This window comes from Psychrobacter immobilis (assembly GCF_904846235.1).
In the GTDB taxonomy this organism is placed as follows: Bacteria; Pseudomonadota; Gammaproteobacteria; order Pseudomonadales; family Moraxellaceae; genus Psychrobacter; species Psychrobacter immobilis_C.
In genome coordinates, this window is sequence record NZ_CAJGZN010000002.1 from 1 (window position 1) to 20,432 (window position 20,432).

The following is a 20,432-nucleotide window of genomic DNA, read 5'->3' on the forward strand; positions in this document are numbered from 1 at the left end:
CTTTAAACTGGGACTGTGACAGTCGGGGCAGCTGATATCTATTTGTGTCTTCATAACCTCAAATATATCATCTTGCTTTGACTGTCACCCTCCTTTATTTCTTCAGCATACTTTTTGATACACCACCAAAAAATTAAGTCCAAATCGGCTTATGTGGTTATAATAACTATTATAAAGTTTTGTTTAGCAACCCAGTTAATTTTTATAATCATACTTTTTGGTATTTTTACTCTATCTATTGACGATACAACACTATGTCTAGACGCTCAGCACCCTTTGTCGCCCCAGACTATATCGATGATCCTGCATCAAAAGATGGCAAAAAACACGCCAAAGTTTTGTTATCAACGCTGCAAGAAGACATTGCAAACTTTCGTAATGAACAGTTTCCACCTGATATTTTGCGACAAATCCGTGATATGCCTATTTATGAAGGCAACTTAGCCGAAGTCCAAACCTATCAACAACGTTGGCAAAATCTGCTTGAGCGTGCAAAGGATTTTTATCCAGCGGCCAATATGCCACCTGATTATCTACCGCTCCCTGCCAGCCTTGAAATACCGCAATTCATCTATCACGTTCAGCGTCTACACTTAACTAAGACACGTGCTAAAGAATCCAAAAGCTTTGGGTCAGTAGGTGCTCTGACCGATAAGTGTGGTCAATATACGGATGATGAAATTGAGCGTATGACAGCAGTGTTAGACAACGATGACGAAGCGCGACTGGTAGCGCATCGTGAATTTATCGATCTGCGTGCTTATGTTTTTTGTCGCGATAGTAAGGGCGAGATGCTAGAGCCTGAGCGAGTACGCTTTTATCGTACCGGTCTTATTGTACATGCCCTGCCTGACTTTAAGATTGTTGATAGTCGCCAGACACCGCGTAAACGCCGCAACGATGCTTATAATAATCCGCTTGCAGACAATGGTGTGTGGAAAATTTATCGCAAAAAATAATAGATACTAACACGATACTGTTTTAGCCATACTGATTTTAGTCACATTGATTTTGTATTTTATTCAAATTTTTAAGGAGCCCAGATGTTTGCTGCCGCCGCCGGCTCACCAAATCTCATGTTGCAAGCCACTATATTTTTGGGAGCAGCATTGCTCTTTGTCCCTCTCGGTAAACGCTTTGGTATTGCAACGGTTTTAGGCTACCTCATCACTGGACTCATATTGGGCCCAAGTGGCTTGGATGTGGCAGGCGACGCTGAAAGTCTATTGCACTTTTCAGAGTTTGGTGTGGTCATGCTGCTGTTTATTATCGGGCTTGAACTCCAGCCTTCGCGTCTCTGGGCATTACGCCGCTCTATATTTGTGTTGGGTGGTTTGCAGGTCGGTTTGACTGGTACGCTACTGATGTGGTTATTACACCAGTTTTTCTCCTTACAACTAGATACCGCCTTTATCGTTGGTTTTGGTTTAGCCCTATCTTCTACCGCGTTTGTACTACAGATACTGACTGAAAAGCAGCAGCTTTCAAGCACCCATGGTCGAGAAGCCTTCACTATCTTACTATTCCAAGATATTGCGGTCATTCCATTATTAGCAATCATTCCCTTTTTATCAGGGGTGCGTGAACAAAGCTACGATTTGATTTATTTTGGTAAAGTATTTGCTGTCTTTGCCGGTCTGATTTTTGCCAGCCGTTACGTGGTTCGACCCTTCTTCAAATTTGTGGCTTCCAGTGGTGCGTCAGAACTACTAACAGCGGTCGCGCTATTTATCGTGATGGGCGTATCTATCTTGATGGGCCAAATTGGTCTATCAATGGCGTTGGGTGCATTTTTAACAGGTGTATTGCTCGCTGATTCTGAGTATCGTCATGAACTAGAGGCTAGTATCGAACCTTTTAAAGGGTTGCTATTAGGTCTGTTCTTTATGTCAGTCGGTATGCTTACCGACGTCAAACTTATTTTGGCAGAACCCATCTTCATTATTGGCTGCGCACTCGCATTGATGTTCATCAAGTTTGCAGTGATTGCAGGTATTGCCAAAGTATCGGGCAATCGCTGGCCGACCAGTATCCGATTGGGTGTGACCCTAGCCCAAGGTGGTGAGTTTGCCTTCGTCCTATTCAGTGTTGCCACTGCTCAAAACGTCTTGCGCCCCGAGCTTGCTAATACTCTCAATCTTGTGGTTACCATCTCGATGGCGCTAACACCTCTGGCATTCTTGTTATTAGAAAAAGTGGGTGAGCCGTTATTTGCCAAGAGTAAACCGAGTCGCGAATACGATACCATTCCCGATCATGAGCATCAGGTCATTATTGCAGGCTTTGGCCGCGTCGGACAGATTATTGGCCGTGTACTGCGCATGCATAATATCGAATTTACCGCTATCGAACGCTCTGCAAACCGAGTAGATTTTGTAAGAAAATTCGGTAACCAAGTCTATTATGGCGACCCGAAAAACCCTGAGATTTTGCGAGCGGCAGGCATTCAAAAAGCGCGGGTTTTTATTCTTGCTATCGATGACTTAGAGCGCTCTATCACTACCGCTCAATACTTACGCAAAAATTATCCTGAACTGATTGTATTAGCAAGAGCGCGCGATCGTCAGCACTATTATCGTTTACGTGAGGTTGGTGTGCGGCACATCTGGCGTGAGACTTATTTGTCATCTTTGGACATGTCACGCGAATCACTACAGCTATTAGGCATTTCACCAGAAAAAGCGCGAGAAACAGTAAAAACATTCCGTGATTATGATGATGACTTGATCGAACGCCAACAAGCTATCTATGATGATGAAGCCAGCATGATTGAATCCGCGCAATCAGCAATGGCTGAGCTTGAAAGCTTGTTTGACGAAGATATTGGTAAAGCACGTAAAATGGATTTAACCGATTTTTATGAGGCGTTAAAGAGCCAAGCAACACCAGTTGAGGAAAAAGATGATACTGCAACGGATTCTAAGCATTAACCCTAAGCAGTAGCTCTCAGCACTAGCAACACCTACAAGCACTCGTGAAATACAGTCCCTAATCAGCTATGCAGTTTTTAGGGGCTTGTTTTTTATTCAGTGAGCTGGTGCAATCCCAATTATCACTGTCTGGTATATGATAAAAGACCAGCGTCTGCTCGTTTAAATAGCGTATCGGAAACGTCACGTTCTGAATCGTTCCTACTACCGCACAGTCGGTTTCTGTTACGCCAGCGGCCTGAGTATCGACATGCATGCGTATTTGCTGCTGCTCGGTACTAAGCGGCAGATTTACTGGGCACTGCCCTGTCTGCTGATAAATCAACGCCACTCGGTTTTGGGCATTCTTTGCAATATCATAAGCGTCAAACAACACTTCGTTTGCTTTTGGCTTGGCAATAATCGGTAAGAACTGCACCTTAATCACCAATAGCGAAAACGCAAAGAAACCAAATCCTAATGCCAGTCCAAATAAGCTAACACCGCCTTCTCTTTGCAGATGCGCCTTCTGTGCTGCCTCATCTCGCGGATGATCATTTATCGCATCAGCGATCTCACGCCTTGCCATACGGTAGTAATACGCATCAGTCCAGCGTGCCACCATAAACGACCAAAATAGCCAAATAACGGCAGCAATGCCGATACGTGTTGCCATCTGATAAGCATCTGGTACATAGGACATCGCTACAAATTCAAAGGCGACTAGCACCAGTGCCACATTAAGCTGAATAAAAGACCACCCTGCGACACTATAGACAATCGCATCCATATAGCGCTTGCGATATAGCAGCCAAGGAAAGGTGATAAAAAACGCAGCCCAATGCCATTTTGGCGACAGATAACCTTGCTGATCAAACTGCTCAAAGCGTTTGAGATAATAACGCTGGGTACGATTGCCTATGAACCACTTGTCTAACTGCTTACGTTTAGCAGGTGTTAACGATTCTTGATAAAACGGTGGCGGTGAATCGGTCTCGATAAATAACATGGCAACACGCTCTACTTACTGATTCTTAGGAAAATCATTTGAAAGATACCATTATATGATAACGCCAAAACCCGTGTGTAACATAGAGAAACCACAGCACCGACCAGCAAATACGCGAAAATAGGATTGTCCGTTCACAGTTGTATGGATTTAACTTATAATAAGCAAACATCACCCACCTAATTAAGCCTTACGAATCCTATGAGTCAACATTCTGATATCAATGACAACGTCAATAGTACCGATACTACTGATGAGCAAACCCTTAATAGCACAAGCGAGCCTATCAATAACGATAACAGCACTAGCCAAGAGATAGAACCGACCTCTGACAAGCATATCCGCATCGTCAATACGTTTATGAAGCGCCGTACGCACATGAACAAAAATGCCGAGCTTGCACTAACTGCTCCAGAATTTTCTGAGTATTTGGTCAATAACAGTTTTGGTGATGGCGATCTTACCGGTATTGACAACCTACGTACGTTATTCGCCGATAGCCCTAACGGTCCAGATGCGCCGCTTACGGTAGAGATTGGTTTTGGCTTGGGTGATTCATTTATTGAAATGGCGGCCGCTGACCCTACTCGTAACTTTGTCGGTGTAGAAGTGCATGAGCCTGGTATTGGTAAATGTGCTTATATGGCTGGCACCCAAGATTTGAGCAACGTAAAAATCATCAACGGTGATGCCATTCAATTGCTAAAGCAACTACCAGAAAACCATATCGACCGTATTCAGCTATACTTCCCTGACCCATGGCAAAAGAAGCGCCACTATAAGCGTCGTTTTGTCAGTCCTGAACGTATGACCATCGTCACGCGCAGCTTAAAACAAGGCGGCTGGTTCCATACAGCAACTGACTGGGAGCATTATGCATTTTGGATGGTTGAAGTATTGGATGGTTTCGCTGGACTGACCAACAAAGCAGGTACAGGTAATTTCACTGAGCGTCCTGACTTTCGTCCAATGACCAAGTTTGAGCGTCGTGGCCTCGACCGTGGGCATGGTGTGTGGGATTTGATCTATATCAAAGACTGATTGATACAGCTCTATTTTTAAGTGTTTTGACAAAGCGGCTATCTGATGTAGCCGCTTTTTTGTGGCCTTTTATAGGCTGTAGAAAATATCTCTAAAAATACTAGACATTCTATGCATAACTATGTCTTCTGACATCTTAGGTGTATATCTTGAGTCATACTCCTGACTTTTAATGTCTATAGTATGATTATGCGTAAAAAAAGATAAATTTATAATTTGTGAAACATAGCGCTCATAGCGTTGTTTGTAGACAAAATAGTACCTGTAAAGTAGTTAGAAACAAAATATAGAATCCGTTCCTCATACTAATTATCTACGTAAACTTATGTATTATAAGGCTTTACAGAGTTCTCCCCATAAGCTGTGGATAACCCTGTGCATAAGTCACTACTTGACAACTTTATAGCTAAGCAACTTAAAGGATAAGGTAAAATCGTTCATTTTTTGTACAATTTATAAAACATTTAAAATCAATTACTTATATTAAATTTACACACATAAAAAATTATTTTAAATAATTTCTAAAATAATTTAATTCTTCATAATGTTTCACAATTAGCGAAAATAAGCCTTTTATTTGTTGTGGACAACTCCTAAATCTATTGACAAGCATAGTCATTATAAGGTTCAAAACAACGACGGCCTATCGCATCATTTCTATAGATTTTTAGCCGCATACCATACGACAGATAGTGTCGTCTAGCATCCCTCAACGCTCATTATAGTGCCTTGCTTTTGTTATAATTACCTTATCAAATCAACAGCGTCAAGAAGTTGAGTCAAGTAATTAGCACGTCAAGGCTGACTAAAAACAACGATAACGACAGTGTATTACGGACTTATTTTTACTTCTCGCGCTATTTAATTTTACTGTATAGTAGAACGATACCTTCGATACTACTACCTACACCAGTCACGTGACAACCTATTTTTCGATAAAACAGCCAAACAATAATTGCCGACTTCATAACAGTCAGTATGCGTTTGCCAAAGGTTTCAACAGTACCAATATTTTATTTATAGCATCAACTTAACTACCGGAAACAAGGAATCCAATATGGACGACAATAAAGCCAAAGCCCTCAAAGCGGCATTAGGTCAAATCGAAAAGCAATTTGGTAAAAACACCATCATGCATCTAGGCGATGACTCGGCCATTATGGATGTCGACGTGGTCTCTACAGGCTCTCTAGGATTAGACATTGCGCTTGGCATTGGTGGTCTACCAAAAGGCCGTATCGTTGAAATTTACGGCCCAGAAAGCTCAGGTAAGACAACGATGACTCTGCAAGCTATTGCAGAATGTCAAAAGCAAGGCGGTACCTGTGCCTTTATCGATGCCGAGCATGCGCTTGACCCTGTCTATGCTCGCAAGCTTGGGGTAAATACTGATGACTTATTGCTCTCGCAGCCTGACAATGGCGAGCAAGCACTTGAAATCACCGATATGTTGGTACGCTCAGGCGCGATCGACATGATCGTAATTGACTCAGTGGCTGCTTTGACGCCACGAGCTGAGATTGAAGGCGAAATGGGTGACTCGCACATGGGTCTGCAAGCACGTCTGATGAGCCAAGCCCTACGTAAAATCACTGGTAACGCTAAACGCTCTAACTGTATGGTGGTGTTTATTAACCAAATCCGTATGAAAATTGGTGTTATGTTCGGTAGCCCCGAAACGACGACTGGTGGTAACGCGCTGAAATTCTACGCCTCTGTACGTATGGATATTCGACGTATTGGTGCGGTCAAAAATGGTGATGAAATCATCGGTAACCAGACCCGTGTCAAAGTCATTAAAAACAAAATGGCACCACCTTTCCGCCAAGCTGAGTTCGAAATTACTTATGGTGAAGGTACGAATCACTTAGCCGAAGTCATTGACTTAGGTGTAGAGATTGGAGCGGTTGGTAAAGCAGGATCTTGGTATAGCTATGGCGACGAAAAAATCGGTCAAGGTAAAGCCAACTCTGTGCTTTTCTTAAAAGAGAATCCTGCCATTGCTCAAGAAATCGAAGACAAAATTCGTGACGAAAAGCTTGGTACAAAGAAAAAGAGCAAAGCCGACGAAACTGAAGAAGCAGAACAGGCTTCTGAACCTGTACAATAATGGTTTAACGATTAACCGTTGTCAGTTAATATGATTCATTATGAAAATTAAAACCTTAGCTGAAATTTTAGCTGAGTCGGGTGCCGACTCAGCTAGTTCTATTGATAGCAAACCAAAAAAACTGTCCAAAAACTCTCATACGAAAGAGCCTAAAAAACGAGAGAAATCTAGTAAACGGACTACCCGTTCAAGTAAAGATGATTCAGTCAAGAATGACGCTACTATTGATACAGCGTTCTTTGAAGACTCCTCTCCTAAGTCAAAAAAGAACTCTAAATCTAAAAAACGTAAGAAGCGTTTTCACCCAGCGGCCAATTTTACCGCTGAGCCTAGTGATACCCCTATATATCAACCACCTGAAGCGCAAACCATCAAAGAGATGCTGGCAGAAGTCAAACTCGACATTCATAATGACGAAATTAGTGATGGTTTGACCACTGGTACTAGTGATAGCACTGAGCCGCCATCCAAAAACTCAGAAAATGAAGCTGAGATTTTTGCTATTAATGATAGTGAAACAGACAGCCGAAACGATAACATACCAGCCGCGCTCAAAGCCTATTTACGAACCCCTGAACAAAAACAAGCAGAAATCGATGCGATTAAAGCAGAAAGTCGATTGCGTTGGCTCGCATTTTATTATTTATCACGCCGCGAATACGGTAAAGCTGAGCTAAAGCTAAAGCTGATCGACAAAGAGCAAGACCCAGAGAAAATTGATGCCCTGCTCGATGAGTTTGAAGAAAAAGGTTATCAAAGTGATTACCGCACTACCCTAATGCTGATACGCGAGAATATTCGTAAAGGCCGTGGACGTGGTCGGATCAAACAAGAATTCTATCGTAAGAAAATTGCTATGCCAGGTAACATCGATGAGCTAATCGATATGGCAAATACTGAGTCTGATGAATTTAGTGAGTTTGTAGATAATGATGCAGACAACTTAGTAGACGGTGTAGATTGGCTAAAACTGGCGGTGATAGCTCGTACCAAAAAATACGGTAATGAGATACCAGTTGAGCAAAAAGAAAAAGCTAAGCAGCTACGTTTTTTACAGTATAGAGGGTTTAACACCGATATCTGCTTTGCTGCGCTCAACTATACATTAGAAACATTAGATGCACGCTTTTAGCGAATGCTTTTTAAATTTAGTAATAACCGAGTACTTTCCACCAAATGAGGCCAGCACCTATCCAAATGACTAAATTAACCACGCTCATAATCGCCCCAATGGCCCACCACTCTTTTAACGTCACATAACCAGAGTTAAAAATTACAGGCGCAGTACCAGTCGCATAATGCGTAAGCGTCATCATGATATTACCCGCTGCGGCCAAGATTAGCGCATATAACATCGGCGGTGCCCCTAACGTCAGGCCAACTGCATAGAATGCTGCAAATAGTGCGGTAATATGAGCGGTGGTACTAGCAAAGAAATAATGTATGTATAAATAAACTAAGGTCAAAATAGTTGCTGCACCTACCAAACCTACCCCAGTTGTTCCAATGAGAGACTCAATATTGCCTGCGAACCAGCTAATTAGACCAAGTTTGTTTAGATAAGCTGCCATCATAATCAGGGCACCAAACCAAACGATAGTATCCCATGCAGACTTCTCTTTGAGAATATCATCCCAAGTCAGCACACCAGTCAATATCAGTGTCGTCAAGCCAACAAAGGCCGTGGTAGTAGCATCAACACTATATTGTTCACCCAAAATCAACGCAGGAATATTCGCCCACAGTACTAACATAAGAGCAAATACACCGAACATTATTTTTTCGTGAATACTGATTTGACCCATCTCTGTCAAATTATCTTTTGCAAAGTTTTTGGCATCAGGCGTTGCTTTAACATCAGGAGGATAAATCATATAAATGATCAATGGCATGACGATTAAACAAAGCATCCCGGGTATAAACATGGCTACTGCCCACGTTGTCCATGATAACTGAATATCACCACCTGTGGCTTTATTCACCAGCTCGACAACTAAAGGGTTAGGAGCCGTAGCAGTGATAAACATACCAGAAGTAATAGGATTAGCGTGGTAATTCACCATCGCTAAGTAACGCCCAATTTTGTTTTGAGTACCCTCTTCTGGTGTCGAATGAAAACTCTGCGCAATGGATTTCATAATAGGATGAATAATACCGCCACCACGTGCCGTATTAGAAGGGGTAATAGGTGCGACCATTAGCTCAGCAGCGGCCAAGGAATAAGCCACGCCAATGGTTTTTTTACCAAAGATAGAAATGAAATAATAAGCAATACGTCGACCTAAACCTGTCTTTATCAATCCACGCGATATCATAACTGCAATACCAATGAGCCAAATCAGAGGGCTTGAATAGCTTGATAATGCATCGCTAATGGCTTGCTTCGGATTATCATTTGTGACACCGGTCAGTGCCACTAGAGTCACAGCAATAATAGCAATGGCACCAATGGGCAGTACCTTACCTATGATAGCAACAATAGTCGCGATGAATAGTGCCAACATATGCCACGCTTCTGGTGTGACACCCGTCGGTACTGGGATAACAAACCAAATTAACAAACCGACTAAAATAGCAACAGCTGCTTGAACGGGCTTGAATGGCATAAGTAATAATCCTTATGAAATCATTAGGCGATTAAAAGATGGTACCTTTAATTCAATGCTTTTAAGACGATAAAGCTATAGCTACAACCTGAGTGCTTGTCTTAGCTATTTTATAGGACTTATAGAATCCTTACGTTATTGTTTACTATTTTTAACATATACATTTAGATTATAAGTTTAATAAATAATAAAAATTTGTTAGATACGATATTTACTTTTAATTAATAAAAAAAATAGTCCATCTATTGATGGACCATTTTCTATTGTGTTTTCATTGATATGACTAATTCTGTAAATAGTGATTTTTTATAAAAAACTACTTAAAATTACCAAGACGGCTAGATAGCTGGCTAATGATTTGATCTATCTCTTCATTGGCTTCAGACTCATTATCCAAATTACCATTAGGCGTTAGCTGATTCATTACTTCAGGCAACAGCTCAGCAAGTCCCTGTCTTACCTCAGTTTCATTAGCACCAGTATGAGCGGCTACTTGCTGAATTTCGTTTTCATCAAACAAACGGTTAATTTCGTTTGGATCTAAATTATCATTTGCTTCGTTATTACTCATCCAAGAGCGTGCTTGACCTTCATAGCCCATACCAGTGATTTTCGACAATGCACCGCTCAAGCCGCCATTACGTTTGATCCAGCTAAGTACCATAGGCATCAATGCAGCGACGAGCATACCTTTACCACCAAACCCACTATTAGTTCGCTGACCACCTAATACACTACCTAAAATATCACCTAGTCCGCCAGCACCTGAGCTCATACCGCCGCGCTGACTGCCGCCCGTGAGACCACCAATGATGTCGTCTAAGCCAAAACCATTATCTGCTTGACGGCTATTTTGTTGAGGGCTATAACCACCTGCCTGACTGCCACCGCCCAGCACACTACCTAAGATATCACCTAATCCGCCAGTCTGCCGTGTTTCAGTACGTTGGTTAACTGGATTGCGCTGAGCGTCGTCTGGATTCATTGCACTACGTGCCACTTGGCTCACTAAATTCCCTAATAAGCTCATTATCTATTCCTCTTTTTATCGTATTGTTTAGTACAAAAATACTGCTAAAATTTATGAAACATCATATCTGCCTACATGTTCTTTAATAACAGGACAGCAGACTTATGAGTTTTATTTTCTATTTTTAATATAACAGATTTTAATATAACAAACCTCTTTGTCCTTTGAGATAGCTATTTTGTTATGACGTGTAGAGATTTCTCATCGTAAAAGGAGAAATATAAGACCAATAAATACTCAGCTATCTAATATTACCCTTACTGATATTGGTTAAAATATTTAATTGTCGCCATTGCTCAGAATTTACTTGATCGCGAAATATAGTGGTTGAAAACGTTCTTTGATAAGGCTCAACGATATTGAATTCGACACTCATCGCCCACTGATAGCGATTTATATCGACCAACTCTGCTTGCCATAATTCATCGCCGCGGCCCGTTCGTATCAGTAATTGCCATTCTTTATCAATACGCTGACTGAGCGATGGCTGACTAATATGTAATAGTATTGGTCTCGATATAATCAGATAACTTGCGACCGCTGCCGAGACTATTAAGATTAGTAAATACTGCCACAAAGTCAAAGATGCAAACCATGCCAATATCATCATAACGCCAGTCAAGCCTACATATAGCAGCGCGCGTAAATAACTGGCAGGCTTGATAGCTGTATCAATACGTAGCGAGGTTACTAGCGTCATATAAGCGTACCATGGGAAACGTTAGATATTGTACTGACCCGTTCCTTAAGACCTAAACCAAGTCTTTGGTATGGCGCCATGTTTTTATCTTATTGACCAATACCCAGATGTCGTCCTCTTCTGGACGATTTTGATTGGTAAAATAGTCTAGCAAGTCTGGGTCTTCATGAGTGAGCATTTCTGCAAATGTTGCTTGCTCAGTAGCATCTGCTGTCAGGTACAGCTCCTTGACGTAAGGATCAATATAAAAATCCAATTCTTTTAATCCGCGGCGAGCTTGATAGATAATACGGCGCTGTTCATTGGTTGGTTCTGGCTGAGTTGTACTTGTCATAGATTTACTCTTATTAATTGAGATAGTTTTATTGGTTTAGATAGTTTAAAAATAGACGCTAAGCATAGCGTATAGAATATTTATAGTCTTAAAATCTCACTATGCATATATAAAGTGACATTAACAACGATATGCTGACAGTTGACTCCATAAGGCCACTGCTTGCTGCATCATCGCCACATTATGCGTACGAATGATACTTGCTCCTTGTTGCACGGCTAACAGTCCAGCAGCGGTTCCTGCCGAATCACGCTCTACCGCTTGCGTCATACTTACGGATTGCACCCCACTTTTGGTCAATACTTCTGCCAAGAAACGCTTGCGAGAAATGCCAAACATCATCGGCAGCCCTAATGTCTGCAAGCTACTCAGCTGACTTAATAATGCGCAGTGATGCTCATAGTTCTTAGCAAAACCAAAACCTGGGTCGATAATGATATTGCTTTGTTTGACGCCGATGCTGACTACTTCGTTAATACGGTCGAGCAGCTCTGTACGCACTTCATCGATCACATTGTCATACTGTGCCAGATTATTCATTGTCGTTGGCTCACCGCGCATATGCATTAGCATAACAGGTATATCAAGCTTAGCCGCTAGCTCTGGCGCACCAGTACGTTTCAGTGCTCGTACATCGTTCCAAATGTCAGCACCTTCATCAAAAGCTGCCTGCATGACTTCAGGACTGCTAGTATCAATCGATAACCAAATGGCATCACCACAGTGCTGACGAATGGCTCGGACCACTGGTACAACTCGTTGTATCTCATCATCAGTCGCCACAGTTTGCGCATTTGGACGAGTAGACTCACCACCGATATCGATAATAGTAGCGCCTTCATTTATCATCTGCTGACAATGAGCGACGGCTTTATCTACTGCGTTAAACTGCCCACCATCTGAAAATGAATCTGGCGTTACGTTCAAGATGCCCATGATATGGGGCTGCGACAAATCTAAGGTTTTATCACGACTAGATATCTTGTAGTCAGGTAAGGCTTGGAATAATGACATAACCAACTTATCTCTCATAAGAACAATTTTAATTATTACTGTCTATGCTTATAATACCAGTAAATCTTATGGGGTTCTAAACCCTTCATAAAATGATGACAATAAAAAAGCCCTTTATCATAAAGGGCTTTTTGTAAAACATGAGTACGCTAGCATTTACATCGCTGGTAATGGTGGCGGTGTAGCACCCGTTGTTTTAACATCGTTTTTCGACAAGTTTACTTCGTTATGCTGGTAAACTCTTGGTGGACGCGGTTCTTCACCTGCTAGGATATCTTGCAGCTGGTCACGATCAATGGTTTCCCAGTTCATAAGCGCATCAACCATCGCATGCATTTTGTCTTGGTTGGCTTCAATCAATTCACGAGCAATATCATACTGCTCTTCTAGCATACGACGCACTTCTTCATCGACCTTCTGCTGCGTGGCTTCTGAAATCGTACGTCCACCACCGCCGAAATATCCTTGTGAATTGTCGTCATCTTCGTACACCATGATACCAAGTGCATCAGACATACCGTACTTCGTGACCATCGCACGTGCCATTTTAGTAGCACGTTCAAAGTCGTTCGAAGCACCCGTTGACATTTGATTGATAAACACTTCTTCGGCGATACGACCACCGAATAAGATAGCAATATCACTTAGCATTTTTGACTTATACATACTGGTTTGGTCATGCTCAGGTAGCTGCCAAGTCACACCAAGGGCAAAACCACGTGGCATAATAGTGACCTTATGCACAGGATCCGTACCTGGCAATAGCTCAGCTACCAACGCATGACCCGCTTCATGATACGCAGTTGCACGGCGCTCTTCTTCGCGGATTACCATGGATTTGCGTTCAGGACCCATATATAGCTTGTCTTTCGCATCTTCAAAGTCATTCATATCGACGCTGGTCTTGTTACGACGCGCGGCAAACAATGCAGCTTCGTTTACAAGGTTGGCAAGCTGTGCACCACTGAACCCAGGAGTACCACGAGCAAGAGAACTGGCATCTACACTGATTGTATTTGGTAATTTCTTCAAATGGACTTTTAGGATTTGTTCACGGCCTTTGATATCCGGCAAGCCTACTTGCACCTGACGGTCAAAACGACCTGGACGCAATAATGCTTTATCAAGCACATCAGCACGGTTAGTTGCGGCAATAACGATAACGCCTTCATTGCCTTCAAAACCATCCATCTCAACCAATAATTGGTTCAATGTCTGCTCGCGCTCATCGTTACCGCCGCCCATACCAGAGCCACGATGACGACCGACTGCATCAATCTCATCAATAAAGATGATACAAGGCGCGCTTTTCTTTGCTTGTTCAAACATGTCGCGTACACGTGATGCACCAACACCGACGAACATTTCAACAAAATCAGAACCTGAAATTGAGAAGAACGGCACTTTAGCTTCACCAGCAATGGCTCTCGCTAGCAAGGTTTTACCTGTGCCTGGAGGACCTACCATCAAGATACCACGAGGAATCGTTGCACCCAGTTTGGTAAATTTGTCTGGATCACGTAAGAACTCAACCACTTCAACAACTTCTTCTTTGGCTTCTTCACAACCAGCCACATCTTCGAAGTTAACGTTGATTTGATCTTCAGTCAACATCTTCGCTTTTGATTTACCAAAACTCATTGGGCCGCCGCCTTTACCGCCCGCGCCGCCTTGCATGTTACGCATAAAGAATAAGAACAGACCAATAATCAATAGAATTGGGAAGCTGGCTATTAGTAGTTGCATTAGTACGCTTTGGCGCTTTGGTGCAGTTCCTTGAACTTCGACTTGGTTCTCACGTAGCATTGGCATGAGCTGGTCATCTGACACAGCTGGTCTAATGGTCTCAAAAGATGAACCATTTTTCTTTTCGCCGGTGATCTGTTCGCCGTCGATCTCGACACTGGCTACTTGGTTTTCTGACACTGCGGTCACAAACTCAGAGTAGTTAAGGTTATCCGGCTCAGAGGATTGATCAAAGCCGCTAAACACCAGCACCAAAACGCCGATTACCACCAGCCACAATAAGGTATTTTTTACCATGTCGCTCACTAGTTATTCCCATCCCTTACTTATTGGTGTGTTTATTAAACACGTGACGTCTATAAACGTATTGCTCATTTTTAACGAATATCCCGATAATAAAAAACTGCTAAATTAAATTTATATGATTTATAGGTAGCCTAAAAATTGTTTTTATAAATAATCATTATGAGATAAACATAGATATACGATCACTGAGCTTGTAAAACGCTTATTATCAGACGACTTTGCCTAAAACGTATGCTAAAAACAAAGGTAATATACCATGATATGTGGTGCTAACCCGCATAATTCAAGCAGGTTTCACGATTATTCATTTAACAATTGACGCATCTTTTATATCGCGATAATAACACTTTATGGTGGTTTACCCTCACGCTTACAAGAGCAGCAACCTATTGATGTTAAAACTATTTAATCGCTATCCAAAACATCTCTTTTGAGCGTGGTCGTGACGCACCTGGCTTTATACTACGAATCTTACTAAAATCCTGCTGCATCTGCTTGCGTAATTCTTGTGTACCCTCACCTTGAAACACTTTCATAATAAGTGCGCCACCTTCTGGTAAGGTTGCGAGCGCGAAGTCTACTGCCAGCTCACATAAGTACATCATACGTGGCTGATCGATAGCGCTATTTCCCGCAGTATTGGGTGCCATGTCAGACAATACCACGTCGACTTGTCTATCACCCACTTCTGCCATAATGGCATCAAACACTTCAGCTTCACGAAAATCGCCCTGAATAAAGGTCACATCAGGCAAGGTATCCATGGCCAAAATATCAGAGGCAATCAAGATACCATCGTCACCTACCAATCGACCAGCGACTTGTGACCAGCTACCAGGCGCACTGCCCAAGTCCACGACCGTCATGCCTTTTTTGATTAGGTTGGTTTTTTCATTAATCTCTAATAATTTATAAGCGGCACGGGCACGGTAGCCATCTTTTTGAGCTTTTTGCACATAATGATCGTCAATATGCTCTTTCATCCAAGCACTGCTGCTCTTTGATAGTTTTTTGTTTTCGATACGCGTGGCCAAAATACCTGCTCCTATTGCTTTACTAAATCTAGCTGCTTTAATTGCTCTATCACTTACAAACTGATATTAATCCGTTGCGGATTATTCTAAATACAGTGTTAATCAGATTTTTTATTCATGGTTGGTTGCAAACTGACCAAATTCTATTGGTTAAATAACTGTTTTATAAGGCAGTAGCGTTTATAATGTACCAAACATTCAGTTTAACATTTTCGTCACGTAAAATCGTGCAAAATCCTGCTGATCTCATGCAAGATGGTCACAGATTATCTATAATGATCAATAACTGTTTTTGACAGTACCATTTTTATTTTTACCAACACTTAGGAATTCTATGCAACTCGATAACGCTACCATTAAACGTCTAAAAGGCATCGGTCACGAGCTAAAGCCTATCGTTATGATCGGCAACAAGGGTATTACCCCAACCATCACTGAAGAAATCGATCGCGCGCTAACAGATCATGAGCTTATCAAAGTAAAATTGCCTGCTGGCACGAAAGAAGAGCGTGACATCGTTGGCGCTGAACTTGCTAAAGCGGCTAATGCATCTTTGGTTCACTCTATTGGTCGTATGGCATTATTACTACGCAAAAACCCAAATGCCAACCCAAAACTGTCTAACCTAGCACGTCACGCACAGTAATATGTCATGACCGACTGGCATTAAGTGACTGGGTTTTATGTTCACTTATATCATAGCCAAACGATAATGAAATACAAAGGCCGCGACGCACCTTGCTCGCGGCTTTTATGTTTTCCGATAGTCTCGGTTATACTTATCATATAGTATTAGTGTCCTTTAGTATTAGTGCTCTTAGCCAGTATGATTTCTCTTGTCACTATCACCTCTTTACTATTACCGTCGAGATGTACCCATAATGAACCAATCTTTTAACCTCTGTATAGCCACAGAGACGATAGCGAAAGACGCTCAGCAGTTAGGCGTGTCTATAGAAGATCTTGAGAATATCTCTATCGGAGTAAGTGCAGAAATCATCCAGCAACCAGCTTTGCAACTGGTGCTGACCTATCAAGTGACTCTGCCTAGCCAAATTCTAGCCAATCAATTCAATTGGCCAACATGGCAACAAACTCAAGTAAATTTCACTGATTACCTATGGGAAGAAACCTGCCTTGAATGTTTTATTGCTGGCAGTGAGGTTGATGGTAGTAAGGTTAATAATGAAGATGTCGTAGCATCTGACCAGACCGAACCTCACAAGATACCACTTCAGCAAGCAACCGCTTATATAGAGATCAATACTAGCCCTGATGGTCGTTACGCTCTTTATCAATTTAAGAGCTATCGTAATCCTTCGACACTACCGCCAGCACCGTTGTATGAAACCGACGGAACCACATGCGCATCTATTAATTGGCGTAACTGTAAAGAGCTAGCAGATAGATCAGGGGAGAACCCGTTATCTAGAACTCCAATGGTAGCGCAGACACCTGCTCATTATGAGCGTAGCTTTAGCCTACCTATAACGCAGCTACCGAATCAACAATACGCTATTGCAAACATGAGGATCGAACAAATACATCCTTGTGTCATCTTATGGTTTGGCAAAACTGACTTATACTTTGCCTCGGGCCATGCCTCCCCGCCTGATTTTCACAATCGCGACTATTGGCCAAAATTTGAGCTTTGATTTGGTTATATGAGCTGAACTCATTTAAATACAGCTATTCTTAGATATAATTATTTAAAGCACAAAAAAAACCCAGTAATGTCATAAAGAGCATTACTGAGTTTGGAGAAAACTTTAGTCTTATTTAACTGATGCTTACTTCATTTAACCGATGTTTATTTGTCAGCCATCGCAAGGTAGATACCACGATCTGATGCATCATCAACATACTGCGAATCACGCCATGTCGTATAGCTGTAGTTACCGCTATATGGGCTGATGCTGTTTTGACGGAAATCAGATACCCAATCATTGCCATCAAAAATCTGAATATGACCATGTGGACGGCTTGACGTGCGGTTATAGACAACGACATCACCAACTTGTGGTGCCATATCGTTACTGATTTTGGTAAAGCCAGCTTGGGCTAGCGTGCCCCGAGAGGCGTACTGATAAGCTGAAGGGTTAGGCGTAAATTCGTAACCTGCTGATTGTAATGCTTTACGTACATAGCGAGCACAGTAACCAGAGCTTCTAGATAGAGCGACGCGAGAGGCATTTGCTGCTGCAATAGCAGGAGCAGAATTGCGGTCAGGTACACGGCTTGCTTGCTGCTGACGCTGCTCGTAAGACAAACGACTGGTCAGTGAAGCTAGTTGATATTCTTTTTGCTTAGCATGAGCGCTTAGGTTGTCAATTGCTTGACTGATCTCATCGTTGCTATATACATGGGCACCACTGCTAGTGCTATAGATGTTGCGACTAGAACCATAGTTCGCAGAAGTAGAAATATTTGTGATGGTATGACTCAAGGTATTATTTGGTTGAAAGGTTGTTTCGGCAGCACCACTCGTCTGTGCGATACCCATTCCCAATACTGACAAAATTAATAAAGCTTGTTTCATAAATTTACTACCTATTGTTAATACAAGTCTGCTCGTCATCCGTAACGAAGCATCAATTAATTTAGAGGATATAATCATCAAATAGACGTGATAAAATCCCTATTACAACGGTTCATTCTTTTCAAATAGTGACTAGTGCCAGTAGTACCTCCCACCTAGTCAACTATCTTATAAGCCATCTGCTATATATTGCTTTTGGCATGTCTGTTATGAGTATCGAGTTTGTCACCTATTAGATGAGTACTTACGATGTCAAAAAAACAGCCTAATCGGCTTGCCCAGCTTATAGATCATCAAGCATTTGCTGGTAGCGCGCTACCTCAAACCCTTGCTAACAACATGCGACTATATATAGAAGCAACCAACGAGATAAAAGAGCTATTGGTAGACTGTCTACCTGAAGAAATACTCAATACCTGTTGGGTTGTAGGCTTAACACCTGAGCAGTTGATATTAAGTGTTAGCTCAATGACAGCAGCAAATCATATTCGCTATTTACATAGCTCGTATTTGCAAATACTAACAGAGCAGTCAATTACATTTAAACAACTCAAGCAAATTCGCGTCGTTGTGGCTAAAAGCTCTGCCGATAATTATTCATCTAAACAATCATTAACATCATCACTGCACTTGCCAAATTCTCGTAAAGCCAATGAAAATCAGGCGCTTAGCCAAAACACAAAACGGACTATATCACAGGCCGCAGAGCATGTCACCACTGATGAGAATCTCAAAAAAGCCCTTTTGCGTTTGATTAATCATTAAAGATACCGACCGTTAAATGTAAAGTTATGTAAATAAGAGCAGATGATGGCATTGATAAAGATGGATTTTTGTAATGCATTGGACAAAAAAAATCCTTCATCGGTTACATCCAGATTATGGATATAACCGATGAAGGACTTAAAAATCATCTACATCTTTTGTATTATATGCCTTAACGGAAAATTCATATATTCATATATTCATATAGACAATATATTCAAAATATAGAATATTATATAAATGTAATTATGAGCCGTCTATGTAATATTGCGTAAATGTTTCGATACTTCCTGTATATTCCTGTATTTATCCTTCAATAACCAAATCGTTGAGTGGTAAATACTCGATAGGACAGGTTACATTGTCATCAAAAGTTACAATTTCAAAGTTATCTTCATCAGACAGTATTTCACGTACCAATAAATTATTTAGAGCATGACCAGACTTATAGGCGTTAAAACGACCTAAAATTGGGTAGCCAATCAGATGCAAATCTCCCAAAGCATCTAAAATTTTATGACGGACAAACTCATCGTTAAAACGTAAGCCTTCTGCATTAAGTATGTTGGCATCATCGATAACGATGGCGTTTTCCATACTGCCACCTAATGCTAGGTTATTTTGACGTAGCGCTTCTATATCACGTAAAAATCCAAAAGTACGCGCAGTGCTTAATTGTTCGATGAAGTTCTGTGTAGAGAACTGCAACTGTGCATGCTGAAAGTTCTTATCAAACGCAGGATGATCAAAATCAATTTCGAAATTTAATTCGTACCCTTCATAAGGACGTAGCTCTGCCCATTTATCTTCTAGCTTCACTCGTACTGGACGTATAATTTTAATAAATTTCTTGGCCGCTTCTTGCTCACAAAATCCTGCATCAAGTAAGAGCGCAACAAAAGGCGCAGCACTACCATCCATGATTGGTATCTCTGAAGCAGAGACACGAATCAATAGGTTATCCACGCCTAGACCAGCGATGGCACTAAGCAGATGCTCAACGGTGCCCACGCGCGTACCACCAAACACTAAATTCGATGACATCATCGTGTCTTGTACTAAAAACGCACTCGCTGGAATTGGTTGACTACCTTCTATATCAGAGCGCTCGAAAACAATACCAGTGTCAATCGGCTGTGGATGAAACTCCAAGTCAACAGGCTGACCACTATGTAGACCAGTACCCGTAACGGCTATTGCTGTTTTTATGGTTCTTTGGTTCATGGTTGTCTTCTCACATATTTTGTTACAATTGACATAGTGTACCATTACCGACCCCTTATTCGCTA

General features: G+C 41.7%; 18 protein-coding genes. 8 read left to right on the forward strand and 10 right to left on the reverse strand.

The genetic code is table 11. The features are described from left to right. The first annotated feature begins 254 nt into the window (after window positions 1–254). Together JMX07_RS01265 and JMX07_RS01270 are read left to right on the forward strand one after the other, a co-directional pair. The gene (locus JMX07_RS01265) at window positions 255–959 is read left to right on the forward strand and encodes a hypothetical protein (RefSeq protein WP_165597653.1); all 705 of its coding nucleotides are present in this window, start codon (window positions 255–257) and stop codon (window positions 957–959) included. Between the two features lie 84 nt (window positions 960–1,043). Continuing rightward, window positions 1,044–2,930: a monovalent cation:proton antiporter-2 (CPA2) family protein gene (locus tag JMX07_RS01270; RefSeq protein ID WP_201605690.1), complete on the forward strand. Its 1,887-nt coding sequence runs from the start codon at window positions 1,044–1,046 to the stop codon at window positions 2,928–2,930. A gap of 58 nt (window positions 2,931–2,988) precedes the next feature. Here JMX07_RS01270 and JMX07_RS01275 read toward each other — a convergent pair whose 3' ends face one another. Beyond that, on the reverse strand, window positions 2,989–3,918 hold the full coding sequence (locus tag JMX07_RS01275) for a DUF2628 domain-containing protein (protein ID WP_201605692.1): 930 nt from the start codon (window positions 3,916–3,918) through the stop codon (window positions 2,989–2,991). Window positions 3,919–4,119: 201 nt separating this feature from the next. Here JMX07_RS01275 and trmB point away from each other — a divergent pair, with 201 nt between their 5' ends. The 3 genes from trmB to JMX07_RS01290 all read left to right on the forward strand — a co-directional run bounded on the left by trmB (window position 4,120) and on the right by JMX07_RS01290 (window position 8,201). Continuing rightward, the gene (gene trmB / locus JMX07_RS01280; RefSeq protein WP_201605694.1) at window positions 4,120–4,959 is read left to right on the forward strand and encodes a tRNA (guanosine(46)-N7)-methyltransferase TrmB; all 840 of its coding nucleotides are present in this window, start codon (window positions 4,120–4,122) and stop codon (window positions 4,957–4,959) included. A gap of 1,057 nt (window positions 4,960–6,016) precedes the next feature. Further along, complete coding sequence (gene recA / locus JMX07_RS01285; RefSeq protein ID WP_201605696.1) at window positions 6,017–7,069, forward strand: recombinase RecA; 1,053 nt, start codon at window positions 6,017–6,019, stop codon at window positions 7,067–7,069. A 40-nt stretch (window positions 7,070–7,109) separates the two neighbouring features. Then, window positions 7,110–8,201 carry a regulatory protein RecX gene (locus tag JMX07_RS01290; protein WP_201605698.1) on the forward strand — a complete coding sequence of 364 codons (1,092 nt, stop codon included), beginning with the start codon at window positions 7,110–7,112 and terminating at the stop codon, window positions 8,199–8,201. Window positions 8,202–8,217: 16 nt separating this feature from the next. Here JMX07_RS01290 and JMX07_RS01295 read toward each other — a convergent pair whose 3' ends face one another. From JMX07_RS01295 to JMX07_RS01325, 7 genes are all read right to left on the reverse strand, one after another. After that, complete coding sequence (locus JMX07_RS01295) at window positions 8,218–9,675, reverse strand: anion permease (RefSeq protein ID WP_201605700.1); 1,458 nt, start codon at window positions 9,673–9,675, stop codon at window positions 8,218–8,220. Window positions 9,676–9,991: 316 nt separating this feature from the next. Then, on the reverse strand, window positions 9,992–10,705 hold the full coding sequence (locus JMX07_RS01300) for a YidB family protein (protein WP_102092773.1): 714 nt from the start codon (window positions 10,703–10,705) through the stop codon (window positions 9,992–9,994). Window positions 10,706–10,946: 241 nt separating this feature from the next. Further along, a complete protein-coding gene (locus JMX07_RS01305; RefSeq protein ID WP_201605702.1) occupies window positions 10,947–11,405 on the reverse strand; it encodes a hypothetical protein in 459 nt (152 codons plus the stop codon). Window positions 11,406–11,457: 52 nt separating this feature from the next. Further along, window positions 11,458–11,739: a succinate dehydrogenase assembly factor 2 gene (locus tag JMX07_RS01310; protein WP_160022313.1), complete on the reverse strand. Its 282-nt coding sequence runs from the start codon at window positions 11,737–11,739 to the stop codon at window positions 11,458–11,460. A 120-nt stretch (window positions 11,740–11,859) separates the two neighbouring features. Continuing rightward, a complete protein-coding gene (gene folP, locus JMX07_RS01315) occupies window positions 11,860–12,753 on the reverse strand; it encodes a dihydropteroate synthase (RefSeq protein ID WP_201605709.1) in 894 nt (297 codons plus the stop codon). 156 nt (window positions 12,754–12,909) lie between these two features. Then, window positions 12,910–14,805, reverse strand: a complete 1,896-nt coding sequence (gene ftsH / locus JMX07_RS01320) for an ATP-dependent zinc metalloprotease FtsH (RefSeq protein WP_057761422.1) — start codon at window positions 14,803–14,805, stop codon at window positions 12,910–12,912. 401 nt (window positions 14,806–15,206) lie between these two features. Then, a complete protein-coding gene (locus tag JMX07_RS01325; protein ID WP_057761424.1) occupies window positions 15,207–15,839 on the reverse strand; it encodes an RlmE family RNA methyltransferase in 633 nt (210 codons plus the stop codon). Between the two features lie 334 nt (window positions 15,840–16,173). Between JMX07_RS01325 and JMX07_RS01330 the strand changes: the two genes are divergently transcribed. Beyond that, a complete protein-coding gene (locus JMX07_RS01330) occupies window positions 16,174–16,485 on the forward strand; it encodes a YhbY family RNA-binding protein (protein WP_057761426.1) in 312 nt (103 codons plus the stop codon). A gap of 235 nt (window positions 16,486–16,720) precedes the next feature. After that, window positions 16,721–17,494 carry a hypothetical protein gene (locus tag JMX07_RS01335; protein ID WP_201605712.1) on the forward strand — a complete coding sequence of 258 codons (774 nt, stop codon included), beginning with the start codon at window positions 16,721–16,723 and terminating at the stop codon, window positions 17,492–17,494. A gap of 155 nt (window positions 17,495–17,649) precedes the next feature. Here JMX07_RS01335 and JMX07_RS01340 read toward each other — a convergent pair whose 3' ends face one another. Beyond that, on the reverse strand, window positions 17,650–18,378 hold the full coding sequence (locus JMX07_RS01340) for a CHAP domain-containing protein (protein ID WP_201579199.1): 729 nt from the start codon (window positions 18,376–18,378) through the stop codon (window positions 17,650–17,652). A gap of 249 nt (window positions 18,379–18,627) precedes the next feature. On the opposite strand from JMX07_RS01340, the gene JMX07_RS01345 reads away from it, so the two are divergent. Next, window positions 18,628–19,143, forward strand: a complete 516-nt coding sequence (locus JMX07_RS01345; RefSeq protein WP_201605714.1) for a hypothetical protein — start codon at window positions 18,628–18,630, stop codon at window positions 19,141–19,143. A 306-nt stretch (window positions 19,144–19,449) separates the two neighbouring features. On the opposite strand, the gene lpxC is transcribed toward JMX07_RS01345, so the two are convergent. After that, window positions 19,450–20,367: a UDP-3-O-acyl-N-acetylglucosamine deacetylase gene (lpxC, locus tag JMX07_RS01350; protein WP_201605716.1), complete on the reverse strand. Its 918-nt coding sequence runs from the start codon at window positions 20,365–20,367 to the stop codon at window positions 19,450–19,452. Between the last annotated feature and the right edge of the window lie 65 nt (window positions 20,368–20,432).